Genomic DNA, 20542 nt, shown 5'->3' with positions numbered 1-20542 from the left:
CAGTTTTCAAAGAACTACCGTGTCGCTCATAGGCGACTTTTTAATAATAACAGATTCCTCAAGCTGAGTCAACAACTTTTTTCATCTTTTTTCGATGCCGTTTGCGGCAACGGATATAAATATACCACCATAAATACTATTGTGCAATAGGTTTTTTAGTATTTTTTCGGATAATATTAAAGTAAAAATATTCATATTATTTTTACCCCGTAAACAAGGGCTTCCTTTAACAAAAAAGGCAAAGCACCTTTTTAGTGTGCCTTGCCTTTAGTATTTTATTAACGATGACGCATAAGTGGAAAAAGAAGTACATCTCTTATAGATGGAGAATTCGTTAATAACATAACGAGACGGTCAATCCCGATCCCTAATCCACCTGTTGGAGGCATACCATATTCTAATGCCTCAATAAAATCGTCATCCATCATGTGAGCTTCATCATTGCCCTGCTCACGCTCCTTAAGCTGTGCTTCGAAACGTTCTCTTTGATCGATTGGATCATTTAATTCTGTAAATGCATTCGCATGCTCGCGAGCGACAATGAACAGCTCAAAACGATCTGTAAATCTTGGGTCTTTCTCATTTTTCTTAGCAAGAGGCGAAATTTCTACTGGATGGCCGTAAATAAATGTTGGCTGAATTAACTTTTCTTCTACCTTTTGCTCAAAGAATTCATTTACAACGTGGCCATAAAGCATATGCTCCGTTACTTCAACTCCATGTTCCTTCGCCAAAGCATGAGCTTCATCAGCAGACATCTCTTTCCAGAAATCTACTCCTGTATATTCTTTAATGGCATCCACCATATGAAGTCTTTTCCACTCAGGCTTAAGGTCTACTTCATATTCACCATACTGAACAGTAGTTGTTCCAAGCACCTCTTGTGCAATATGTGCAATTAGGTTCTCTGTCAAACTCATAATATCGCGGTAATCAGCATAAGCTTCATATAGTTCAATCATCGTAAATTCAGGATTATGGCGAGTTGAAACCCCTTCGTTTCGGAAAACCCGGCCAATTTCATAAACCTTTTCTAATCCGCCAACAATTAGACGCTTTAAATGCAGCTCAATTGCAATTCTCATAAAGAGCTCCATATCTAATGCGTTGTGGTGAGTAATAAATGGACGAGCTGATGCACCGCCGGCAATGGAATGCATCATTGGTGTTTCAACCTCTAAATATCCTTGACTATCTAAGTAACGGCGCATAGATTGAATAATGCGGCTGCGCGCTACAAACGTCTTTTTACTTTCATCACTCATAATTAAATCTAAATAACGTTGGCGATAGCGCTGTTCAACATCCTTAAGTCCGTGGAACTTATCAGGAAGCGGACGTAAAGCTTTCGTTAAAAGCTCAAACGCTTGTACTTTTATAGAAAGCTCGCCTACTTTTGTTTTAAAAAGCGTACCCGATACTCCTACTAAATCTCCAAGATCAGCAGAATCGAAAATTTCATAACTCTCTTCTCCTACTGCATCAGTACGGACATAGATTTGAATTTGGCCAGTTAAGTCTTGAATATGCGCAAAACCTGCTTTACCTTTTCCGCGCTTTGTCATAATACGGCCAGCAATCGTTACTGAAATATTTTTTCCCTCTAAGTCTTCTTTTTCAAGTTCTCCATATTGATCGATTAAATCCTGAGACTGATGAGAACGCTCAAATCTTTTCCCAAATGGATCTAGCCCTTTCTCACGCAGGCTATTCATTTTTTCCCTTCTGACTATGAGTTGGTCATTTAATTCCTCATGATTCTGACTCACTTGTATCATCTCCAATTTGCAAATCTTTTTATGTAAAGCGTAAAACTGCTAAATAAAAGTCTTTATACTTTTATTATTTTACACAAAGTAAGCAGCACACACACCAATAATGTTTATAAATAGAATAAAAACTGCCAGTTTATACACTGGCAGTCCTCTCTGTATCAAAAATATTATAGTTAAAGAAGCTAGTGATGTCAAACATTACCCAGCTTGTATTCGGCTATGCTCCTTCTCTTCTGCGTCTATAACAATCGCATTTAGCAAGGTAACAAGATCCTCTCTTGTTTCGCATGTATTGATGGCGTTTCTTGCATTTGCGTTTCCGCGGATTCCTTTTAAGTACCATGCAGTATGCTTACGCATTTCACGAACAGCTATATTCTCATTTTTCAAAGCAATCAAGCGGTCAAGGTGAAGGATGCATACATCGATTTTTTCGCGCACACTTGGTTCTCCCATTAATTCTCCTGATTCCAAATACTTAACGGTACGATAGATCATCCATGGATTTCCTAGTGCTGCCCGGCCGATCATGACTCCATCACAACCAGTTTCCTCAAGCATACGCTTTGCATCCTGAGGGGTCTGAACATCTCCATTTCCGATCAAAGGAATATTGAGGTTCTGCTTTACTTCACGAATGATATCCCAATTTGCTTTTCCCTCATACATTTGCACACGTGTACGTCCGTGAAGGGCAACTGCTTTCCCCCCGGCACTTTCAACGGCTTGAGCGTTGCGGACAGCGTAAATATGATCTTCATCCCAGCCCATACGCATCTTAACCGTAACAGGCTTTTCAACAGCATTTGTTACAGCCGAAACCATTTCATAAATTTTATCTGGGTCCAGCAGCCACTTTGCCCCAGCATCACATTTTGTGATTTTCGGAACAGGACAGCCCATATTAATATCTATAATATCAGCATTTGTATTTTTATCTACAAATTGAGCCGCTTCAATTAAGGTTTCCTTTTCTCCGCCGAAAATTTGCAAACTAAGCGGCTTTTCACGTTCATCTATATAAAGCATATTCATTGTCTTTTCGTTTTTAAAAACAATTCCTTTATCACTGACCATTTCGGCGCATACGAGTCCTGCGCCAAATTCTTTAACAGTCAGACGGAATGCCGAGTTGCATACTCCAGCCATTGGGGCAAGAACAACTCGATTTTTTAACTCAATGTCGCCAATTTTAAACAAATGACACAACCTCCTTTTAAAAAAATTCGCAGGTTACAATTACTCATTTTCCTCCGGAGGCGCTAAATCTCCAACGGTAATATTTAGCAAGCCGGCAATCCGCTCAATTAAATCCGGTGCAGGCATACGGTTTCCCCTTTCAATCTCACCAAGAATGGAAACAGATACACCTAACTCTTTTGCAAATCCTTCTTGTGTATAGCCTTTCAATTTTCGAAAAGCGCGAATTCGTCTTCCCCATTTATCTGCTTCCATATCCGTACTCCCTCTCTATCAGGAATTTCCTCTAAAGCATCTTGAAGAGGAATGTCCATCATCGGAAGCTTGATGCCGGAATAAATCTCTAAAAGAGGAATGATGACAAAGGCTCTCTCATGCATCCGAGGATGGGGAACAGTTAATTTCTCTGAAATAATATTCTCTTGATTATACAGCAAAATGTCAAGGTCAATCGTCCTAGGACCCCATCTAATATCCCTTTTTCTGCCAAGGCTTTTTTCAATTTCCATGCAGGTATTAAGTAATTCAAAAGGGCTTAAGTCCGTTTTCACTTGAATAACCATGTTCAAAAATTGATCTTGCTCTTCGTAGCCAACCGGATCTGTTTCGTAAATGGATGAAACATTTACCACCTTTACTCGCGGCACCGAATTAATACTTGCAATTGCATCTTTTAAGCTCTCAAACCGATCCCCGATGTTTGAGCCTAAAGCTATGTAAGCTTTATTATTCATTATCCCCTGCTCCTTGTAATTTCAACTGCTACCGATTCATAGTGGCCAGCTATAGGAGGGTCTGGCTTAATTACCCTTACATTCACCTGGGAAATAGCTTCAAAATGATTAAGCATTTCCCCGGCAATCTTTTCAGCTACAGCTTCTACAAGTTTAAAAGGCTTTCCTTCAACAATGTCCTTACAAACTTGATAAAGCTCAGCATAATTGATGGAGTCTTCAAGATTATCTGTTTCTCCAGCCCTTTTTAAATCTGCTTCTACCGTCAAATCTACAAAAAAACGCTGCCCAAGGCGGGTTTCCTCAGGAAAAACGCCATGGAAGCCATAAAAGGCCATTTTCGTTAAGGTGATTTTATCCATCGAGATCAGATCCCCTTCCCGACAAGTGCATCCATCATAACCGCCATTCGTTTCATTTCCTTAACGTCATGAATCCGGATAATCTGGCATCCTTTTTCAATTCCGTAACAAACGGTTGCACCAGTTCCTTCCAGCCTCTCTTCAACAGGCAAATCAAGAACCTTCCCTACCATAGATTTTCGGGATGTTCCTAATAGGACCGGGTAGCCTATTGACACAAGCTTATCCAGATTTTTCATCATTTCAAGGTCATAGGTTAATCCTTTCGCAAAACCAATCCCTGGATCTAAAATAATATTTTCATCCTTAACGCCTGCATTTTTCACCAAGGTAATGCTTTCAAATAAATCATTTACAACATCTCGATAAAAATCAGTATAATCAATATTCTTTCGATTGTGCATTAATATAATGGGTACCTGCAAATCGGCAGCAACCCCGGCCATGTCGGGATCAGCCTTTGCCCCCCAAATATCATTAATAATGTGAGCGCCGGCTTTAATCGATTGCCTAGCCACTTCCGCTTTATACGTATCTATTGAAATTGGGACTTTAACTTCTTTTGAGATGGCCTCTATCACTGGGATGACTCTTTCCAGCTCTTCTTCCACTGACACAGGATCAAAGCCTGGACGTGTTGACTCCCCGCCAATATCAATGATATCAGCCCCGTCCTTTACCATTTGAAAAGCGCGTTCGACCGCTTCATCCATGCGGTTAAACTTTCCCCCATCGGAGAAAGAATCAGGAGTCATATTTAAAATTCCCATAATAAGTGTTTTCTTGCTGTAATCTAATGTATAAGGTCCACATTGAATATTATTTTTCAAGAACAAAACCTCCTCAAACATCTTGTCTGCTCCACAGCCTCGTGCATTGCTGCTCATAAAGCTTTTGGAGAGCCTTTACCTTTGCTCCCGATACTCCAGGCATTTCCTTCCCGTCAAACGAGGATATTGGAACAATTTCTTGGATGGAGTTCGTGACAAACATTTCGTCCGCCTCTAGAGCCTGATCTACTGTGAAAAAGCCCTCTTGAATATCCATCCCAATAGAATTGGCCATCTTGATAACAAACTGTCTTGTAATTCCGTTTAAAATGCCAGTTTCCACTGCCGGTGTGAAAAGAGTATGGTCCTTTATCCAAAACAGATTCGATACAACACCCTCAGCCAAGAATCCTTCCTTCGTTAGAAAAATCCCTTCATAATCTGGGGAATTGCCTATTTCTCTTTTTGCTAAAATATTATTTAAATAATGGTGTGATTTGAGCCTTTCAAATCCTTCGGGTGTATTACGCTTTAATCTCAGTGTCAATGCCTTTTTCTCCTGCATCGGATTCCTTGGAGGAAGAGGCTTTGCAAAAATAATCAAATTGGGGTGGTCATATGGTTCTGTTTGCAGCCCGATCTCACCTATCCCCGAAGATACATTTAATCGAAAATACGCATCTTCTAATTTATTCTCCTTCAGAAGGAGCTGAAGTGCCTGTACGATTTCCTCACATGTATATTGAACGTTAATATTCAACACCTTTAAACTATTGTTCAACCGTTCCATATGGTCGTTCAATAAAAATGGATGACCGTTATATGTTCTAAACGTTTCAAACAAGCCCATCCCATACAGAAAGCCATGGTCGAATGGAGAAATAAGCGCCTCTTCCTTCCGAACCAACTCGCCATTCATATATAAATACAATTTCCACTCCCCCTATCTGCCATAAGAGTGAAGGAAGTTCTTTAGTAAATCCTTACCTGCCGTCGTCATAATTGACTCCGGATGGAATTGCACACCCTCAACAGGAAGCTCTTTATGTCGGACAGCCATTATTTCTCCCTCAGAGGTCCATGCAGACACTTCTAAGCATGAAGGAAGGGTTTCCTTTTTAACGATTAAGGAATGGTACCTAGTTGCTGGAAATGGATTAGGCAAACCTTCAAAAATGGTTTTTCCATCATGATAAATTTCAGAGGTTTTCCCGTGCATGAGCTTTTCAGCCTGAACAACTTCCCCGCCAAATACCTGTGCAATCGATTGGTGCCCTAGACATACGCCGAATACTGGGATCTTGCCAGCAAAGGACTCAATCGCTTCTAAGCTTATACCCGCCTCATTCGGACTGCATGGGCCTGGTGAGATCATCAGAAACTTTGGCTTCAGCTGATCGATCCCTTCAATGGTGATTTCATCGTTTCTTTTCACGAGTAATTCCTCGCCAATCTCACCAAGATATTGAACAAGGTTATACGTAAATGAATCATAATTATCAATCATCAGAATCATTTTGGTGCACCTGCTTCCTGTTCAGCCATTTCTTTCGCTTTCCAAAGGGCAATGGCTTTTTTCAAGGATTCTTCATATTCATTTTTGGGATTTGAATCAATAACTATTCCTGCACCTGCTTGTACATGTGCTTTTCCTTCTTTAACAATCATCGTGCGGATGATGATATTCAGTTCAACATCCCCGTTAAAATTAATCCATCCTAATGAACCTGTATATGGTCCTCTTGTTACAGGTTCCAGTTCCTCAATAATTTCCATCGTCCTAATTTTCGGAGCACCCGTAATCGTTCCTCCGGGGAATACAGCATCTATTAAGTCAAAGCCATCCTTGCCTTCAGCAAGCTCTCCTCTGACATTCGAAACGATGTGCATGACGTGGGAATATTTTTCGATGACCATGAATTCATTTACTTCAACAGAACCGAACGCGCATACACGCCCTAGGTCATTTCTTTCCAAGTCGACAAGCATCACATGCTCAGCCCGCTCTTTCTCATTTTCAATTAGTTCATTCGCAAGCTTCATATCCTCCGCCTCATCTCCGCCCCGAGAACGAGTACCAGCGATTGGACGAGTGCTTACTTCCTGATTCTTTTTCTTAATTAATAATTCAGGCGAACCGCTGACAAGCTGGTACTCAGGCGTGTGAAAATAGCCCATATACGGAGATGGATTGAGCACCCTTAGCTGATCATAAACATCAATGCCCTCGACCCGTATTGGCCGGCTTTGACGAACAGAGAGGTTTACTTGGAAAACATCTCCCTGAGAGATATAATCCTGCACTTTTTCAACAGCTTGAATAAATTCCCCTTCACTTACGGAAACTTCAAGCTGATCATCTACATTCCGAGGCTTGTTCTTGAGTAATGAAGGGTATTCTTTCGTCCAAAGGGACTCCCATTCTTTCGCTTTCTTTTCCAATGATTGCTCATCTTCATTATCCCCATACAAAAACATGATCCATAAAACATTATGTACTTTATCAAACACAAACCATTCTTTAAAAGTTAGGAAATGGATGTCAGGAATTTGCAGATCATCCTCCGCGATATTCGGCAAACGCTCAATGTAACGGCCATAATCATAGCTGATCAAACCAATGGCTCCACCTTGGAAGTCAGGCAGCCCATCTACTCTTTCAACCTCGTACTGGCTCATCCAATCTTTCAGTAAGTGCAGGGGATTGCCTTCTAGCACCTGTTTTCCATCTGATTGGATCACTTCTAATTTCGATTGCTTCCCGATTAGCACGGCATCAGGGTCAAACGCAGCGATGCTGTATTGACCCCCTCTCCCGCTTTCCAATATGACATGATGCTGCTTACCTTCAGCAAGATGTCTGTATTGCGTATAAAATAAATCAAAAGTAAAAGGGATTTTTTTTGCGTGTATGTTGAATTTTTTCACAGGATTTCACCTCTACATATTTATCTTTTTCCATCATACATGAAGATGGCGTAGAGGAAAAACAAAAAAAGCAACAGCTAAGACTAAGCTATTGCTTTACGTTAATTTATTCTGTTTCAAATTGATAAAGCGGTGTACTTAAATAACGTTCCCCGTTACTAGGAAGGATGGCAAGAACCTTCTTTCCTTTACCTAGCTCCTTCGCTACCTTTAACGCAGCGGAGATAGCAGCTCCTGAGGAAATTCCGCCAAGAATTCCTTCTTCCTTCGCTGCAAGACGTGCATATTCAAATGCCTCATCATTCGAAATCTTAAGGACTTCATCATAGATTTCCGTATTAAGAACCTTCGGAACAAACCCAGCACCAATTCCTTGGATTTTATGCGGACCAGGCTTTCCACCTGAGAGAACCGGTGAATCAGTTGGTTCAACTGCATAAATTTTAATATTATCATATTTTTCACGAAGTACGCTGCCCGCACCAGTGATCGTTCCGCCCGTACCAATACCTGAAATAAAGGCATCAAGCTGATCACCCATCTGCTCGACAATTTCTTTCCCTGTTGTACGACGATGAATTTCAGGGTTGGACGGATTTTCGAATTGCTGAGGCATAAAATATCCGTGCTCTTTCGCCAGTTCATCAGCCTTTCGGATAGCCCCATTCATTCCTTCAGGTCCTGGAGTTAACACTAGATCTGCACCATAGGCACGAAGAAGATTACGGCGCTCCATACTCATTGTTTCTGGCATGACAAGGATAGCCTTATAGCCTTTTGCAGCTGCAATCATCGCAAGGCCAATTCCAGTGTTGCCGCTCGTAGGCTCAATAATGGTTGAACCTTCCTTCAAGGCGCCACTTTCTTCTGCCGCTTCAATCATGGCTAAGGCGATACGATCCTTTACACTGCTTCCAGGGTTCATATATTCTAATTTGACATACACATCTGCACTATTTTCATCTACAAGTCGATTAAGCTTAACAATCGGTGTTTGACCTACTAGTTCTGCAATTGAATTTGCTAAACGAGGCATTTTCCCCACTCCTTAATCCGAGTATATTTATTGGTTTAATTAAAATTTAATACTTATAAGCGTTCATGTCAAATGTTTTCTATGAAAAAAGGCTGATTTTTACATAATTTCATACTTTCGCCTATTCTTCTATAAACTATCCTTCTTCATCACAAATCATGCCTGTATCCTAAGATTATATTTTCCGCAGAAAAAAGATGACTCAGCTCGTCCTGAGTCATCTCTAAAGGTATTCTAATGTGCTTCTGTTTTCCCATAAAACCATTCTACATCTAATTCATTCCAAAGAGGCCTTGCAGAAACAGGAGTATCCATTTGTTCTAAGGCAATTTGTCGGCGGATTTGGTCTTTCACTTCCTTATAGGAGTATTCTTTTCCTCTGACATGCTCATGAAGCATGACAATGGCATAACCGTCATCCATCTTAATTGCCTTGCTCCAACTGCCTGGCTTAAGGTTTTTAATCTCATCAATAAAGGATTTCGAATAGCGTTCAGTATCCTCGTTAATATACCCGGCATCCCCGCCAAAATTAGCTGTGAATTCATCAATCGAGCGCTCCATCGCCAGTACAGAAAAGCTAGAGCCCTGATCCAATTCCTTTATAGTCTGGTCCGCCTCTTTCTTTGTTTTGACAATGATTTGAGAAATATGATAGGAGTCAAGCAAGTTAAATTGGCTTTTATTTTTTTCGTAATAACTTTTTATTTCTTTTTCCGAGATTTTTGCATCTCTTGTTAAAAGTTCTTCAAGCATAAGACTGCTTTTTATTTGCTGTCTCCATTTATTCTCGTCAGACGCTTGATAGCCGCCAGAAGACCCGTACATCGTTTTGAACATATTTAATTCACGTTCAACTGCTTTATCTGATATGTTAACGGCGTACTTTTTCCCGGCTGTTTCAATCACCTTTTGGTCAATAAGCTCTTTTAAAACCTCTTTCCCATATCGTGATTCCATTTCACTTAGCCAATCCTGCCGAGTAATCTTCTCTTTACCAATGGTCGCCACGGTTTCATGATTTCCTGAGCTGCCTTTTGCAAGAAAAAGAGCAATCGTTAAGCAATTTAGCAAAATTAGTCCAACAATAATGAAACGCAACTTATCCTTCTTCAGCCTCTCCCTCTTCAATTCATTCTCCTCCAAAGCCGTCTAATCTGCTTCTCGTTTTAATCCCTCTAATTCATCCTTTGAATAATGATATATTTCATTGCAGAAATGGCATTGTGCTTCTGCTTTTCCTTCTTTATCGATCATATCCTGTATTTCCTCAGCGCCTAAACTAGTGATAACATTTCCAAATCTCTCTTTTGAACATGTGCAAGTAAAGGATACAGGCAGTTTTTCTAGAATTTTAATATTTTCTTTTCCTAAAAGCTCTTCCAACAACTCCTCAGGCGTTAAACCCTGCTCAATTAGCTTAGATACTGGAGGAATCGTTTTTAATCTATTTTCAATTTGACTAATCGTCTCGTCTTCCGTTCCAGGCATTAGCTGCACAATAAATCCGCCTGCAGCAAGGATCGTGTTGTCTGGATTTACTAGAACGCCTACCCCAACGGATGATGGTGTTTGCTCTGAGGTGACGAAGTAATACGTGAAATCTTCTCCTAATTCACCTGAGACAATCGGAACCTGACCTGAAAAATTTTCTTTCATTCCGATATCCTTGATAACCGTTAATGACCCCGTAGTGCCGACCGCGCGGCGGACATCAAGCTTGCCCTGTTCATTTAAGTCAAAATGGGTTTGCGGATGAGTCGCATACCCACGCACCTCACCCCTGGAATTACTATCTACTAAAATGGGGCCGATTGGGCCGCCGCCTTCAATTTTAATAGTGATTTTCTCTTCACCTTTTAACATAGCTCCCATCATCACACCTGCGGACATAGCCCTGCCTAGTGCGGCAGATGCAGTCGGCCATGTCTTATGCCGTCTTTGAGCATCTCCAATCGTCTCTGTCGTACGAACGGCATATGCGCGAACTTGTCCATTATATGCAATTGCTTTTACTAAATAATCACTCATTTGTAAGCCCCTTTCTGTTGCTTTAACACACTGTTCTTTTATTTTGCCGTTTCCATATTACGCTTATAAATCAGCTGTAGCCCTTTTAGTGTTAAAAATGGATCAACGATATCAATAGCGGCTGATTCTTTCGCAATTAACCCTGCTAATCCTCCAGTAGCAATTACCGTAGGGCTTTCTTTTGCCTGTTCTTTTATCCTTTTTACAATTCCCTCTACTTGGCCAACATAACCAAATAAAATTCCTGCTTGCATCGCAGAAACGGTATTCTTCCCAATAATGCCCTCAGGACGGGCAATTTCAATTCGAGGAAGCTTGGCTGCTCTCGAATATAGGGCCTCCGTTGAAATGCCAATACCAGGGGCAATTGCACCGCCCATGTATTGTTTCTTTTCGTTAATATAACAGTAGGTTGTAGCCGTGCCAAAATCGACAATAATGAGCGGGCTGCCATAATCATGAATCGCTGCAACAGCATTCACAATTCGATCCGCTCCAACCTCTCTTGGGTTTTCATATTTAATATTTAAACCGGTCTTGATTCCAGGGCCAACAATCAGCGGTTTGATATGAAAGTACTTTTCACACATTCGCTCAAGAGCTGTCATGATTGGCGGGACAACAGAGGAAATGATGATTCCATTTATATCGGCAAACGTTAGGTTTACATGTTCAAACAGGGATTTTATCACAATCCCGTATTCATCTTCTGTTTTATGCCGGTTTGTCTCTATTCGCCAATGGTATTTCAGCTCGTCCCCATCATATACACCTAATACCATATTCGTGTTCCCTATATCAAAAACAAATATCAATTTTCTCACCACTTTTATATTTGAGTTTTAAGTTGCTATTAACAGCATTTTCACTGAAAACATCATAACATAACTTGAATGGGATGGTGTAATGAGAAATAAAAAAGCGCCCAAAGCGGGCGCTTTTGCCAGACTATTCTTTTTTATCTTCGCCAATTGCAGGTGGGTCTTCCATTTCCGCAGGCGATGAATTTTCTCTTGTCTCTTGGATCTCTCCAGTAACCGCATTGTCCTCTTTATTGACGTTAATATTTACTTTAACGTCATTTGAAGATGATTCATCTTCCTTAGAGACAGGGCGATCTGGCAGTGTTCCATGATCCATTAAATGCTTAATTTGCTCTGCATCAAGCGTTTCAACCTCAAGCAGGGTATTGGCAATCAGATCTAGCTTCTTGCGATTTTCTGTAAGAACCTTTCTTGCCTTTTCATAGCTTTCTTTAATAATACGCTGAATTTCTAAGTCAATTTCATAGGCAATGGCATCAGAATAGTTCTGATCGTTGTTGAAATCTCTTCCTAAGAATACTTGGCCGCCTTGTGATTGACCGAATTGCAGCGGACCAAGCTTATCGCTCATTCCAAACTCAGTCACCATTCTGCGCGCAATCCCTGTTGCACGCTGGAAGTCGTTATGGGCTCCAGTACTTACTTCACCGAATACAATTTCTTCAGCGACACGTCCGCCGAGCAATCCGACAATTTTGTCAAGAAGCTCTGGCTTCGTCATGAAGAAACGGTCTTCTTTTGGAAGCATAACGGCATATCCGCCAGCCTGGCCACGAGGGACAATAGTAACCTTATGAACCATTTCTGCATCCTCAAGCACAACACCAGTTACAACATGGCCAGCTTCATGAAACGCAACAATATTTCTTTCCTTTTTCGAAATAACTTTGCTTTTCTTAGCAGGACCGGCAATGACACGATCTGTCGCCTCATCAATATCTAACATATCGATCTTTTTCTTATTTGAACGAGCTGCTACAAGTGCGGCTTCGTTTAATAAATTCTCTAAATCTGCACCAGAAAAGCCTGGTGTGCGTTGTGCAATAGCCTTTAGGTTCACTGAGTCATCTAAAGGTTTATTTCTAGCATGCACTTTAAGAACAGCTTCTCTACCCTTAACATCAGGGCGGTCCACTGTGATTTGGCGGTCAAAGCGTCCTGGACGAAGTAAGGCTGGGTCCAAGATATCTGGACGGTTTGTCGCTGCAACGATAATAATCCCTTCATTTGCACCGAATCCATCCATTTCAACTAGTAACTGGTTAAGCGTTTGTTCACGTTCATCATGACCGCCGCCAAGTCCTGCGCCACGCTGACGACCAACCGCATCAATTTCATCAATAAAGATAATACATGGTGCATTCTTTTTCGCATTTTCAAATAAATCACGGACACGTGAAGCACCGACCCCGACAAACATTTCAACGAAGTCTGATCCGCTAATGGAGAAGAACGGTGTTCCTGCTTCACCTGCAACAGCACGTGCAAGTAACGTTTTACCAGTTCCTGGAGGACCAACTAACAGAACCCCTTTAGGAATTCTTGCGCCTAATTCAGAGAACTTTCTAGGGTCCTTCAAGAATTCAACAACTTCTACAAGCTCCTGTTTTTCCTCATCTGCGCCCGCAACATCTTTAAAGCGGACTTTCTTCTTACTCTCATCATAAAGCTTTGCTTTACTTTTACCGAAATTCATCACACGGCTGCCACCACCCTGTGCTTGGTTCAGCAAGAAGAAGAATAAAATGAAGATGATGATAAATGGAATAATGGACGTGAAAAATGTGACCCAGCCGCTCGTTTCCTTCGCTGGCTGAAAATCTACTTCCGATTTCTGCGCAAGTGCATCAATACGGTCAAGGATATTATCACTATTCACCACGTAAGTTAGGAAGTACTTCCCTTTTTCATAGCCTTCAAGCTGGCCTCTTACTTCATAAACGCCTCTTTCCGGCTGCATGGTAATAGACGTTATTTCTCCACTTTCTAAGTAAGTAACAAATTTATCGTAAGAAATTTGTTCAGTCGGCTCATTATTGCCGTTAAAAAAGCTGACAACACCTATAATGACTAAAAATATCAATAAATAAAAGATGGTGTTCCGGAAGATCCGATTCATCCCTTACCTCCTCCCACGGTTAACAAACTATAATGTATAGTAGCATAGTGAATTGCGACAATTCAAGGAATTACCCTTCATAAGACTGGAAAAATTCTAGAAGTAAATAAAGCATCCTCATTATTAACTTGATTTTTCTGCTTAATTGTTGTTACTATATATTTCCGGCTTAAGAACGCCAATATATGGCAGGTTACGATACTTTTCAGCGTAGTCCAAACCGTAGCCTACGACAAATTCATCAGGAACAATAAAGCCAACATAATCTGCATGAAGATCGGCTTTTCGTCCTGTTGGTTTATCAAGTAAAGTGACAATTTTAATGGACTTTGCCTTACGGTAGCGGAATAAATCAACTAAGTAGCTTAAAGTTAAGCCGCTATCGATAATATCTTCAATAATTAGAATGTCCCTGCCTTCAACTGAAGTATCCAAATCCTTTACAATTTTGACCTCTCCCGAAGAAATAGTGGAATTCCCGTAGCTGGAAACATCCATAAAGTCCATTTCTAAATAAGTGTCCATACGCTTTAACAGATCACCCATAAAAGGCATTGCCCCTTTTAAAATGCCAATGGCAAGAGGAAAGCGATCCTTGTACTCCTCTGTAAGCTCTGCGGCAAGGGCTTTTATTTTTTCCTGAATTTCTTCTTCTGAAATTAGTACCTTTTCAATATCATTTTTCATCTTTCGTGAGCCCCCTAGAAGTTCATTGCTTGTAATAAAATGTAATTCTATACTTACTGTTATACATTCATCAAAATCATTTTTCCATATAAGATAAAAGGATATAACTAGAATCAGGATGGTAACCGATGGAATATTGAGATTCCTTTATCCCTGGTATCCACAGGATTTCACCTTTGCTATCCGTTACAATCGGCCAAGTATTTCGCTCCGTCAACGGCATCTTCTTATCAATAAAAATGTCCTTAACCTTCTTCGACCCCTGCATACCTTTCAATGTCATACGGTCTCCATTTTCTCTAGTGCGAATAACAATCGGCAAGGAGATGGAGTTCCGATCTAATAGAAGGGTGTGAGGCTTTAAGCTCCCATCTGAACCATAGGTATATTCAAATGCGATACTGCTGCCGTTAGGCAAGCTAACTTTTCCGGGTTCAGCTATTTCAAAACGATAAGATTGTACAGGATGAGAACGAAATAGAAAATGACATCTTTCGTATGAACGTACAATATTCAAACCGCTTGGGAAATGAAGGGTTCCGGATGGATGAGGACTGCTCATTAATGAAAAAACATTTTCTGTATGTAATGCAGATAGAGATGCAGGTTTTTTCTTATAAAGATAGTTTAATATTAGTTGAATACCTCTCCTTTGTAAAGGCATTGGCATTGCTTGAAAGTCCTTTATATTCAGGATTATTTCCTGAGCAGATTTCTTTTCCATTACTTTATTCATTTTTTGGACAGTTAATTCCTGCAAAAAAAACTCATCGCTTTGAATTTCTTCACTAAAACGCTGAAAATGCTCGTGAACCTGGGGATTTTCCTTTCTAAGGAAAGGCATAATTTCCTTACGAAAGCGGTTTCGGCTGTAAATCCCCTTTTCATTGCTAGGATCTCGTCGCGGGTCCAAATCATGCTCCAGACAATACATTTCTATTTGCCATCTATTTAGACATAAAAAGGGGCGGAGGATTTGCCCATTGCCAAAGGGCCTAAAAAAAGCTATTCCTGCCCTAGCTTCCCCCGAACTTCCTCTTGTTAGCCTCATAAGAATAGTTTCAACCTGATCATCTCCGTGGTGGCCTAAAACGAGATAATCTGTTTTATGCTTACTCATTACTTTTTCAAAAAAGCGGTATCTGCACTCTCTTGCTGCAATCTGTGAGCTTTTTCCTGTTTCTTGTATGTATTGCGGAACATTCACCTGTTCCATTTCAAATGGAATCATTCTCGCTTCGCAAAACTGCTGAACAAATTTTGCTTCTGCGAATGATTCATCTCCTCTAAACATGTGATCAACATGAGCAGCTATAATTTGAAGATTAAACTGATCTTTTTTGCTCCATAAATAGTGAAGAAGGGCCAATGAATCAGGCCCGCCTGAAACCCCTATCAAAAGCTTCTTATTGTCCAGCTCCAAGCCTTTTCGCTGAAGAAATGCTCTTACTTTGGCATCTAGCATATGATTCTTCCTTCTTGATTTTACTTAAAGCATAACATTTTCACGATGTTCTTTTCAAAAATTACACTAATTGTCCATATATATAAATGACATATAAAAGGGAAATGATTAGAAAGATTAGAATGGTTTCCAGAACGCCTCCCCTCTTTTTCTTCCTTATATAGGATTGACGTCTAACTGTAGTATTATTTGTTTGTACTTGTGTTTGCTTCCTTTGCGGGGCTCTATTTACTTTTTGAGGCTTTGGTTCTGGCTGCTGGTTCAGTTGTAAAATGGATTGTCGCATTTCTTCTGCTGAAGTAAACTTCCCATGTAGAGCATGTAAGATAACGCCTTCGAATTTCAAAAGCTCTTTCTTTTGCCTCACCATAAAAATGAGCTGTTTCAAATCTCCTGATGTTTTGTGAAACCTTTTCGGATAGGCAATATTTATTAGAATCATCGCAACTGCGAAAAGATCATAGGCAGGATCAGCCTTTCTTGAACCAAGCCCCCAATACCCCCGATCAAAAAACTCCGTAAATTCCTTAATGGCCCTCCCCTGTATCGTTGTGCCGCCAACATCGATACAACGAATTCTAGGCGGCGGTCCTGTTACAATTAAGTTTTCTGGTTTAAGGTCGCCAAATACCCATCCGCTTTCGTGTAGCTTATGTAAATCACTTAAGAGCTGGAGAACGACAACCTCTGTCCAGGATGGCCCCTTTTCCTGAATAAACGTTAAAAGATCTGGTCCTTCGATGTATTCCATTACATAAAAAGATATTTGTCTGCCTTTCCATATCCAATCATCGACATCAAGCAAAGAAGGTCCAAGGGCGGAGCCTGGGACCTTTGCAAAGGATTTTAGTACATTTACCTCTGATGTTACGGACATACCGTTATCACTCATTTTTAATGCAACTCGCTGACCTCCGGAATTAGCTAAAAACACGATGCCATTTGCCCCGTAACCAAGCTCCTTTAAAATCGTATACCGATTGTGATGCCACTTTCCTTCGATCACCGTGCCAAGTTTAAGTTTAAATTGATTCTTCAAAGAATGATTCATCATCACGGGAAAGCAGACTCCTTAATGAGCGTTTTTTCTTGAATTGAGATAAAGCTTCGCGTATGGCAGGGCCAGTCGGGGTAATGCCGCCTGTTGTTAATTTCCCGAAAATACTTGTTAGGGCACCTAGATTAGGGGACCAATCCAGAAGCTTTTCGACTTCCTTCTTTTTCCCCGGAAATACGAAGACTGAAAAACGATTTTCTCCAGAACGTGCATTCAGGCTTAACGATAAATCTAGCAATGCTTCCTTTACGGTAGGGAGCTTATGTGCCATACTAGCGCTCGTATCCACTAAAACAAGCACCTCAAGCTCAACGGTTTCTCCAAGCTCATCGACAACCTCCATGACCTCGCCTCTTTGATCAGGCGGAAGATCCTCAACTGTTTTCGCTCCCCCAAGAATTTGCTGCAATTCACGGTTTACAACTCCTTGAAGTGTTTGTGTCATCGCTTTCCTCGTAACCATTTGGACCGTTTGGGAAAGCTGCTTGGCATAGACAATCTGACTGATGCCTCCTCCTGACATGGCAATCCCTTCAATTTCACTCATGCTCTTTTCATCTAATACGTCTTTTTCCATGACTCCTATGACATTTACCGTAATTCCTTGCTCCTTTGCCAGAGCAGCCATCGCCATCGGATCCTCGCCTTGGTTAGAGCATCCATCTGTTATCAGTAATATTTGCTTTAACGTGCCAGTTTTCATAAGGTCTCCCCTCCATTAAAATAAAATAATTTGGCTTTTTCGAATTTGAGAATTGTCTAGCTGCGTGCGCCATCGGCTCGAGGTCATAAGCCAATCCGACAAAAAGGTTAAAGTACAACCTTTCTGCCGGCTTGTCTTATGCTTGAGGCCCGCAGGATGCGGGTCATGCAGACGTTGCCACAGGACGTGGCGTACTTAGTCTGCGTTCATTTAAGCAGGCGCACTCCGCCTTTCGTTATCATTTTCGACTCTCAGGAGGGGAATTATACATATTTTCGGATGTTTAGGTTAAATTAACTAATTGGCTTTTTTACGCAATGCATGGACAGGAATACTTGTCCATTTTGGCGTATTATGTTTTATCTTGGCTACAACTACTGTCATGTCGTCTTCAATATATCCGGATCTAGATCGAATGACCTCTTCCATAATCAAATCAGCTACGTCTTGCGGATCTTCCGTTTTTAACTCACTAAGTTTTCTCTTCATCCACAAGTCGAAGTTTTCTACATGCTTCGGCCCTTCAAAGATTCCATCACTCATCATCACTAATAGATCACCGGCCTTAAGCTGCTCACTCACAACATCTACTTCGAATTCTTGAAATATGCCCATTGGGAGATTACTAGCTTCGACCTTTAGAACTTTAGATCCTCGTTTAATAAAGCTTGGGGTGGAGCCTATTTTCAGAAATTCAGCTCCCGCGTTTTGAAGATCAATCATCGCTAAGTCTAAGGTTGAGAATATTTCATCTGTTGTGCGCAAGGCTAATACAGAGTTGACTGATTTAATCGCCACCTTTTCCTCAATGCCTGATTGCAAGATTTTTTGTAAAAGCTGAAGCGTTTCTTTGCTTTCTATATGCGCCCTCTCTCCATTGCCCATTCCATCACTAATGGCTATCGCAAATTTCCCACAGCCTAATTCTATTGTGGAGTAGCTGTCACCTGAGATAAACCCGCCGTCTTTTGCAGCATGCGCAACCCCCGTTTCCACTGTAAACGCCTTCGCTGATCGGAAAGTAACATGGCAAAACCCATTCGGATAAGCAGAGCATTCCTCCGAATTCACAACAATCGATTCTCCTAAAATATCTGAAAGCATTGGAGCAATCAGCTTCTCGCATTCCCCGTGCCCTTGGCAGTAAGGAATGGTCATATCAATATCGACATTTCTTTGCTCAAGACTATAAATCTCAACTTGTTCGATATGGATCCCAAAATCCTGTAAAGCCTCTAGAATAAGCTCCTCCTGCTTATGATGATTTTCCCGCTCTCTTTGAATTTCTTTTGCAAAATCCCCCATCACCTCTGAAACACCGCGTAATTGATCTGCAACTAGCTTTCTGCTTTCCTGAACCTGCTTCTTAAGCTTTTGATTTGCATAATAAAAGGTGAGCTCCTGCTGAATCGTTTCTGTCACTTTCTTCGACCTTGTACAATGCTTTTCCCATTCTCTTGAAAGCCGAGGTGAAAGTTCGCCGTGATTTTCATCCAAATCATTCATAATCTCTTCCATATAGGCATATGTTGTATCAAAGTTTCTTGTCCAGCAATGGTCCTTTTTAAAGCAGGATTGACAGGTCTTACTTGTTACATTACTTAAAAAGTAATCAAGCTCCCGGTCGGATTCATCTTCTTTCCATTCAGTCGGCTCGTCATAGGAGGAAAAGCTTTTTGAAAGGGCTTGAAAGACATTTGAAAATTGAGCTACCCTTTGAGCAGTAACATCACGCATTTTCCGCATATACTGCTGCTGTTCAGCAGCATACTCAGGTGTGCCTGGAATATGCTTGGCGAGCTTGGCTGATAATGCTTGAGGGGTTAGAAGAAACAGGAAAATAGCGGCAGACGTTTCCAAAACAGTTTTTAATAGATTACTGCTTTCTTCTCCGTACATCCCAATTAATAGAGTAGCAATCAGCAATCCAGCAGCAACGCCTATTTTTCTTCCTTCTTTTAATAGACCGCCAAGAAGGCCCGCAAACGCAAGCAAGCTCATATGATAGAAGCTGGAAACATTCGCAAGGCTGAAGATTAAGCCTGTTACCACTCCCACTGTCGATCCCACAGTTGCTCCGGCAACAAAGGCAAAAAGCAGGACTAGGTATCTCGACATAATATGTTCAACAGAAAGATCGTAGACCGTCCAGCCAATCGTACCCGTCATAACAGAAGCGAGCATAATGATTAAGCAGACAATTTCTTCCGTTTTCAACGATTGCCGGCGCTTGCTTATCGATAACAGCGGAATGCTTTGAATAAAAATAAGTGTAAGGATGAAGCCAAGGCTTGCTTCCACCCCTGCCATCATTCCATCATAGACAGTTAGCGTTTTTGTTAAAATAAAATCCTCTAATAATTTTCCGCCTAGCAATGTAAGGAATACAAAAAACGGCAATGCTCGCATTTCATTATGGAGCCACTTTTTTGCCATTCGAAAGACAAATAGAAAAATAAAGGTAATTCCAAAAGCGGAAACCGCATTTGGAATAGAAATCGTAGCAGCACCAGCAATTAATCCTACTAATGCGAGGGGGGCTTTATCCCTTCTAATGAAATAAACCGCAGCAAAAAACGGGAGACTAAAAGGAGTAAGCTTGGCCAAAATTAACGCTCTGCCAAGTAAAAAACCAATCAACAACAGAAGATAGCCCTTTTTGAAGAAAAAGGTTTCCATCCCTAACTGAAATTTATTCAATCCTTTTGCGAATTCCAATTTTGGTCTGTCTAAATTTACTTCTCCGATCGGCTCGACTAAATTCCTTTCTACCTTTTCCATTTTATTACACTCCCCATCCTTTATCGTATTGCTTATTATAAATTCAATGGGGCTAGAAGTTTGTCAAAAG

19 protein-coding genes are annotated in these 20542 nt (G+C 40.9%); all 19 read right to left on the bottom strand.

Going from position 1 to position 20542, the window contains the following annotated elements:
* Positions 1 to 278 precede the first annotated feature (278 nt).
* Positions 279 to 1778, bottom strand: a complete 1500-nt coding sequence (lysS, locus tag V7122_RS06370) for a lysine--tRNA ligase (protein ID WP_335490531.1) — start codon at positions 1776 to 1778, stop codon at positions 279 to 281.
* A gap of 195 nt (positions 1779 to 1973) precedes the next feature.
* Positions 1974 to 2975, bottom strand: a complete 1002-nt coding sequence (gene dusB, locus V7122_RS06365; RefSeq protein WP_335526060.1) for a tRNA dihydrouridine synthase DusB — start codon at positions 2973 to 2975, stop codon at positions 1974 to 1976.
* Positions 2976 to 3014: 39 nt separating this feature from the next.
* Positions 3015 to 3230, bottom strand: coding sequence for a helix-turn-helix domain-containing protein (locus V7122_RS06360; protein WP_335347185.1), 216 nt, complete (start codon positions 3228 to 3230; stop codon positions 3015 to 3017).
* A complete protein-coding gene (gene folK, locus V7122_RS06355; protein WP_335354029.1) occupies positions 3182 to 3709 on the bottom strand; it encodes a 2-amino-4-hydroxy-6-hydroxymethyldihydropteridine diphosphokinase in 528 nt (175 codons plus the stop codon). The genes V7122_RS06360 and folK overlap by 49 nt, the downstream gene beginning before the upstream one ends.
* A complete protein-coding gene (gene folB, locus V7122_RS06350; protein WP_335347187.1) occupies positions 3709 to 4071 on the bottom strand; it encodes a dihydroneopterin aldolase in 363 nt (120 codons plus the stop codon). The genes folK and folB overlap by 1 nt, the downstream gene beginning before the upstream one ends.
* A gap of 5 nt (positions 4072 to 4076) precedes the next feature.
* Positions 4077 to 4841: a dihydropteroate synthase gene (folP, locus tag V7122_RS06345; RefSeq protein ID WP_335526061.1), complete on the bottom strand. Its 765-nt coding sequence runs from the start codon at positions 4839 to 4841 to the stop codon at positions 4077 to 4079.
* Between the two features lie 73 nt (positions 4842 to 4914).
* Positions 4915 to 5772 (bottom strand): aminodeoxychorismate lyase, encoded by an 858-nt coding sequence (gene pabC, locus V7122_RS06340; RefSeq protein WP_335526059.1) that lies wholly within the window; start codon positions 5770 to 5772, stop codon positions 4915 to 4917.
* A gap of 12 nt (positions 5773 to 5784) precedes the next feature.
* Positions 5785 to 6357 (bottom strand): aminodeoxychorismate/anthranilate synthase component II, encoded by a 573-nt coding sequence (gene pabA, locus V7122_RS06335; protein WP_335347189.1) that lies wholly within the window; start codon positions 6355 to 6357, stop codon positions 5785 to 5787.
* A complete protein-coding gene (locus V7122_RS06330) occupies positions 6354 to 7769 on the bottom strand; it encodes an anthranilate synthase component I family protein (RefSeq protein ID WP_335526058.1) in 1416 nt (471 codons plus the stop codon). Before V7122_RS06330 ends, pabA begins: the two co-directional genes overlap by 4 nt.
* 106 nt (positions 7770 to 7875) lie before the next feature.
* The gene (gene cysK / locus V7122_RS06325) at positions 7876 to 8805 is read right to left on the bottom strand and encodes a cysteine synthase A (protein ID WP_335490504.1); all 930 of its coding nucleotides are present in this window, start codon (positions 8803 to 8805) and stop codon (positions 7876 to 7878) included.
* A 234-nt stretch (positions 8806 to 9039) separates the two neighbouring features.
* Complete coding sequence (locus V7122_RS06320) at positions 9040 to 9936, bottom strand: peptidyl-prolyl cis-trans isomerase (protein ID WP_335490507.1); 897 nt, start codon at positions 9934 to 9936, stop codon at positions 9040 to 9042.
* Positions 9937 to 9957: 21 nt separating this feature from the next.
* Positions 9958 to 10836: an Hsp33 family molecular chaperone HslO gene (hslO, locus tag V7122_RS06315; protein ID WP_335526057.1), complete on the bottom strand. Its 879-nt coding sequence runs from the start codon at positions 10834 to 10836 to the stop codon at positions 9958 to 9960.
* Between the two features lie 38 nt (positions 10837 to 10874).
* Positions 10875 to 11651 (bottom strand): type III pantothenate kinase, encoded by a 777-nt coding sequence (locus tag V7122_RS06310; protein ID WP_335347194.1) that lies wholly within the window; start codon positions 11649 to 11651, stop codon positions 10875 to 10877.
* 133 nt (positions 11652 to 11784) lie between these two features.
* Positions 11785 to 13779, bottom strand: a complete 1995-nt coding sequence (gene ftsH / locus V7122_RS06305) for an ATP-dependent zinc metalloprotease FtsH (protein WP_335490513.1) — start codon at positions 13777 to 13779, stop codon at positions 11785 to 11787.
* 141 nt (positions 13780 to 13920) lie between these two features.
* A complete protein-coding gene (gene hpt, locus V7122_RS06300) occupies positions 13921 to 14466 on the bottom strand; it encodes a hypoxanthine phosphoribosyltransferase (RefSeq protein ID WP_335354028.1) in 546 nt (181 codons plus the stop codon).
* Between the two features lie 76 nt (positions 14467 to 14542).
* Positions 14543 to 15931 carry a tRNA lysidine(34) synthetase TilS gene (gene tilS, locus V7122_RS06295; protein ID WP_335347197.1) on the bottom strand — a complete coding sequence of 463 codons (1389 nt, stop codon included), beginning with the start codon at positions 15929 to 15931 and terminating at the stop codon, positions 14543 to 14545.
* Between the two features lie 61 nt (positions 15932 to 15992).
* Complete coding sequence (locus tag V7122_RS06290) at positions 15993 to 16985, bottom strand: serine/threonine protein kinase (protein WP_335347198.1); 993 nt, start codon at positions 16983 to 16985, stop codon at positions 15993 to 15995.
* Positions 16954 to 17691: a vWA domain-containing protein gene (locus tag V7122_RS06285; protein WP_335347199.1), complete on the bottom strand. Its 738-nt coding sequence runs from the start codon at positions 17689 to 17691 to the stop codon at positions 16954 to 16956. The genes V7122_RS06290 and V7122_RS06285 overlap by 32 nt, the downstream gene beginning before the upstream one ends.
* 297 nt (positions 17692 to 17988) lie before the next feature.
* Positions 17989 to 20472, bottom strand: coding sequence for a stage II sporulation protein E (spoIIE, locus tag V7122_RS06280; RefSeq protein ID WP_335526056.1), 2484 nt, complete (start codon positions 20470 to 20472; stop codon positions 17989 to 17991).
* Between the last annotated feature and the right edge of the window lie 70 nt (positions 20473 to 20542).

Source organism: Bacillus sp. JJ1532 (assembly GCF_036965085.1).
Taxonomy (GTDB): Bacteria; Bacillota; Bacilli; order Bacillales; family Cytobacillaceae; genus Cytobacillus.
The sequence above is the reverse complement of the archived record's forward strand: the minus strand, read 5'-3'. Positions and strand labels throughout refer to the sequence as shown.

What these genes read in the sequence shown, in the direction of transcription:
- lysS (WP_335490531.1), bottom strand. Translation starts at nt 1,778, where the DNA reads ATGATACAAGTGAGTCAGAATCATGAGGAATTAAATGACCAACTCATA.
- V7122_RS06360 (WP_335347185.1), bottom strand. Translation starts at nt 3,230, where the DNA reads ATGGAAGCAGATAAATGGGGAAGACGAATTCGCGCTTTTCGAAAATTG.
- folK (WP_335354029.1), bottom strand. Translation starts at nt 3,709, where the DNA reads ATGAATAATAAAGCTTACATAGCTTTAGGCTCAAACATCGGGGATCGG.
- folB (WP_335347187.1), bottom strand. Translation starts at nt 4,071, where the DNA reads ATGGATAAAATCACCTTAACGAAAATGGCCTTTTATGGCTTCCATGGC.
- folP (WP_335526061.1), bottom strand. Translation starts at nt 4,841, where the DNA reads ATGGGAATTTTAAATATGACTCCTGATTCTTTCTCCGATGGGGGAAAG.
- pabA (WP_335347189.1), bottom strand. Translation starts at nt 6,357, where the DNA reads ATGATTCTGATGATTGATAATTATGATTCATTTACGTATAACCTTGTT.
- cysK (WP_335490504.1), bottom strand. Translation starts at nt 8,805, where the DNA reads ATGCCTCGTTTAGCAAATTCAATTGCAGAACTAGTAGGTCAAACACCG.
- hslO (WP_335526057.1), bottom strand. Translation starts at nt 10,836, where the DNA reads ATGAGTGATTATTTAGTAAAAGCAATTGCATATAATGGACAAGTTCGC.
- ftsH (WP_335490513.1), bottom strand. Translation starts at nt 13,779, where the DNA reads ATGAATCGGATCTTCCGGAACACCATCTTTTATTTATTGATATTTTTA.
- hpt (WP_335354028.1), bottom strand. Translation starts at nt 14,466, where the DNA reads ATGAAAAATGATATTGAAAAGGTACTAATTTCAGAAGAAGAAATTCAG.
- tilS (WP_335347197.1), bottom strand. Translation starts at nt 15,931, where the DNA reads ATGCTAGATGCCAAAGTAAGAGCATTTCTTCAGCGAAAAGGCTTGGAG.
- V7122_RS06290 (WP_335347198.1), bottom strand. Translation starts at nt 16,985, where the DNA reads ATGATGAATCATTCTTTGAAGAATCAATTTAAACTTAAACTTGGCACG.
- V7122_RS06285 (WP_335347199.1), bottom strand. Translation starts at nt 17,691, where the DNA reads ATGAAAACTGGCACGTTAAAGCAAATATTACTGATAACAGATGGATGC.
- spoIIE (WP_335526056.1), bottom strand. Translation starts at nt 20,472, where the DNA reads ATGGAAAAGGTAGAAAGGAATTTAGTCGAGCCGATCGGAGAAGTAAAT.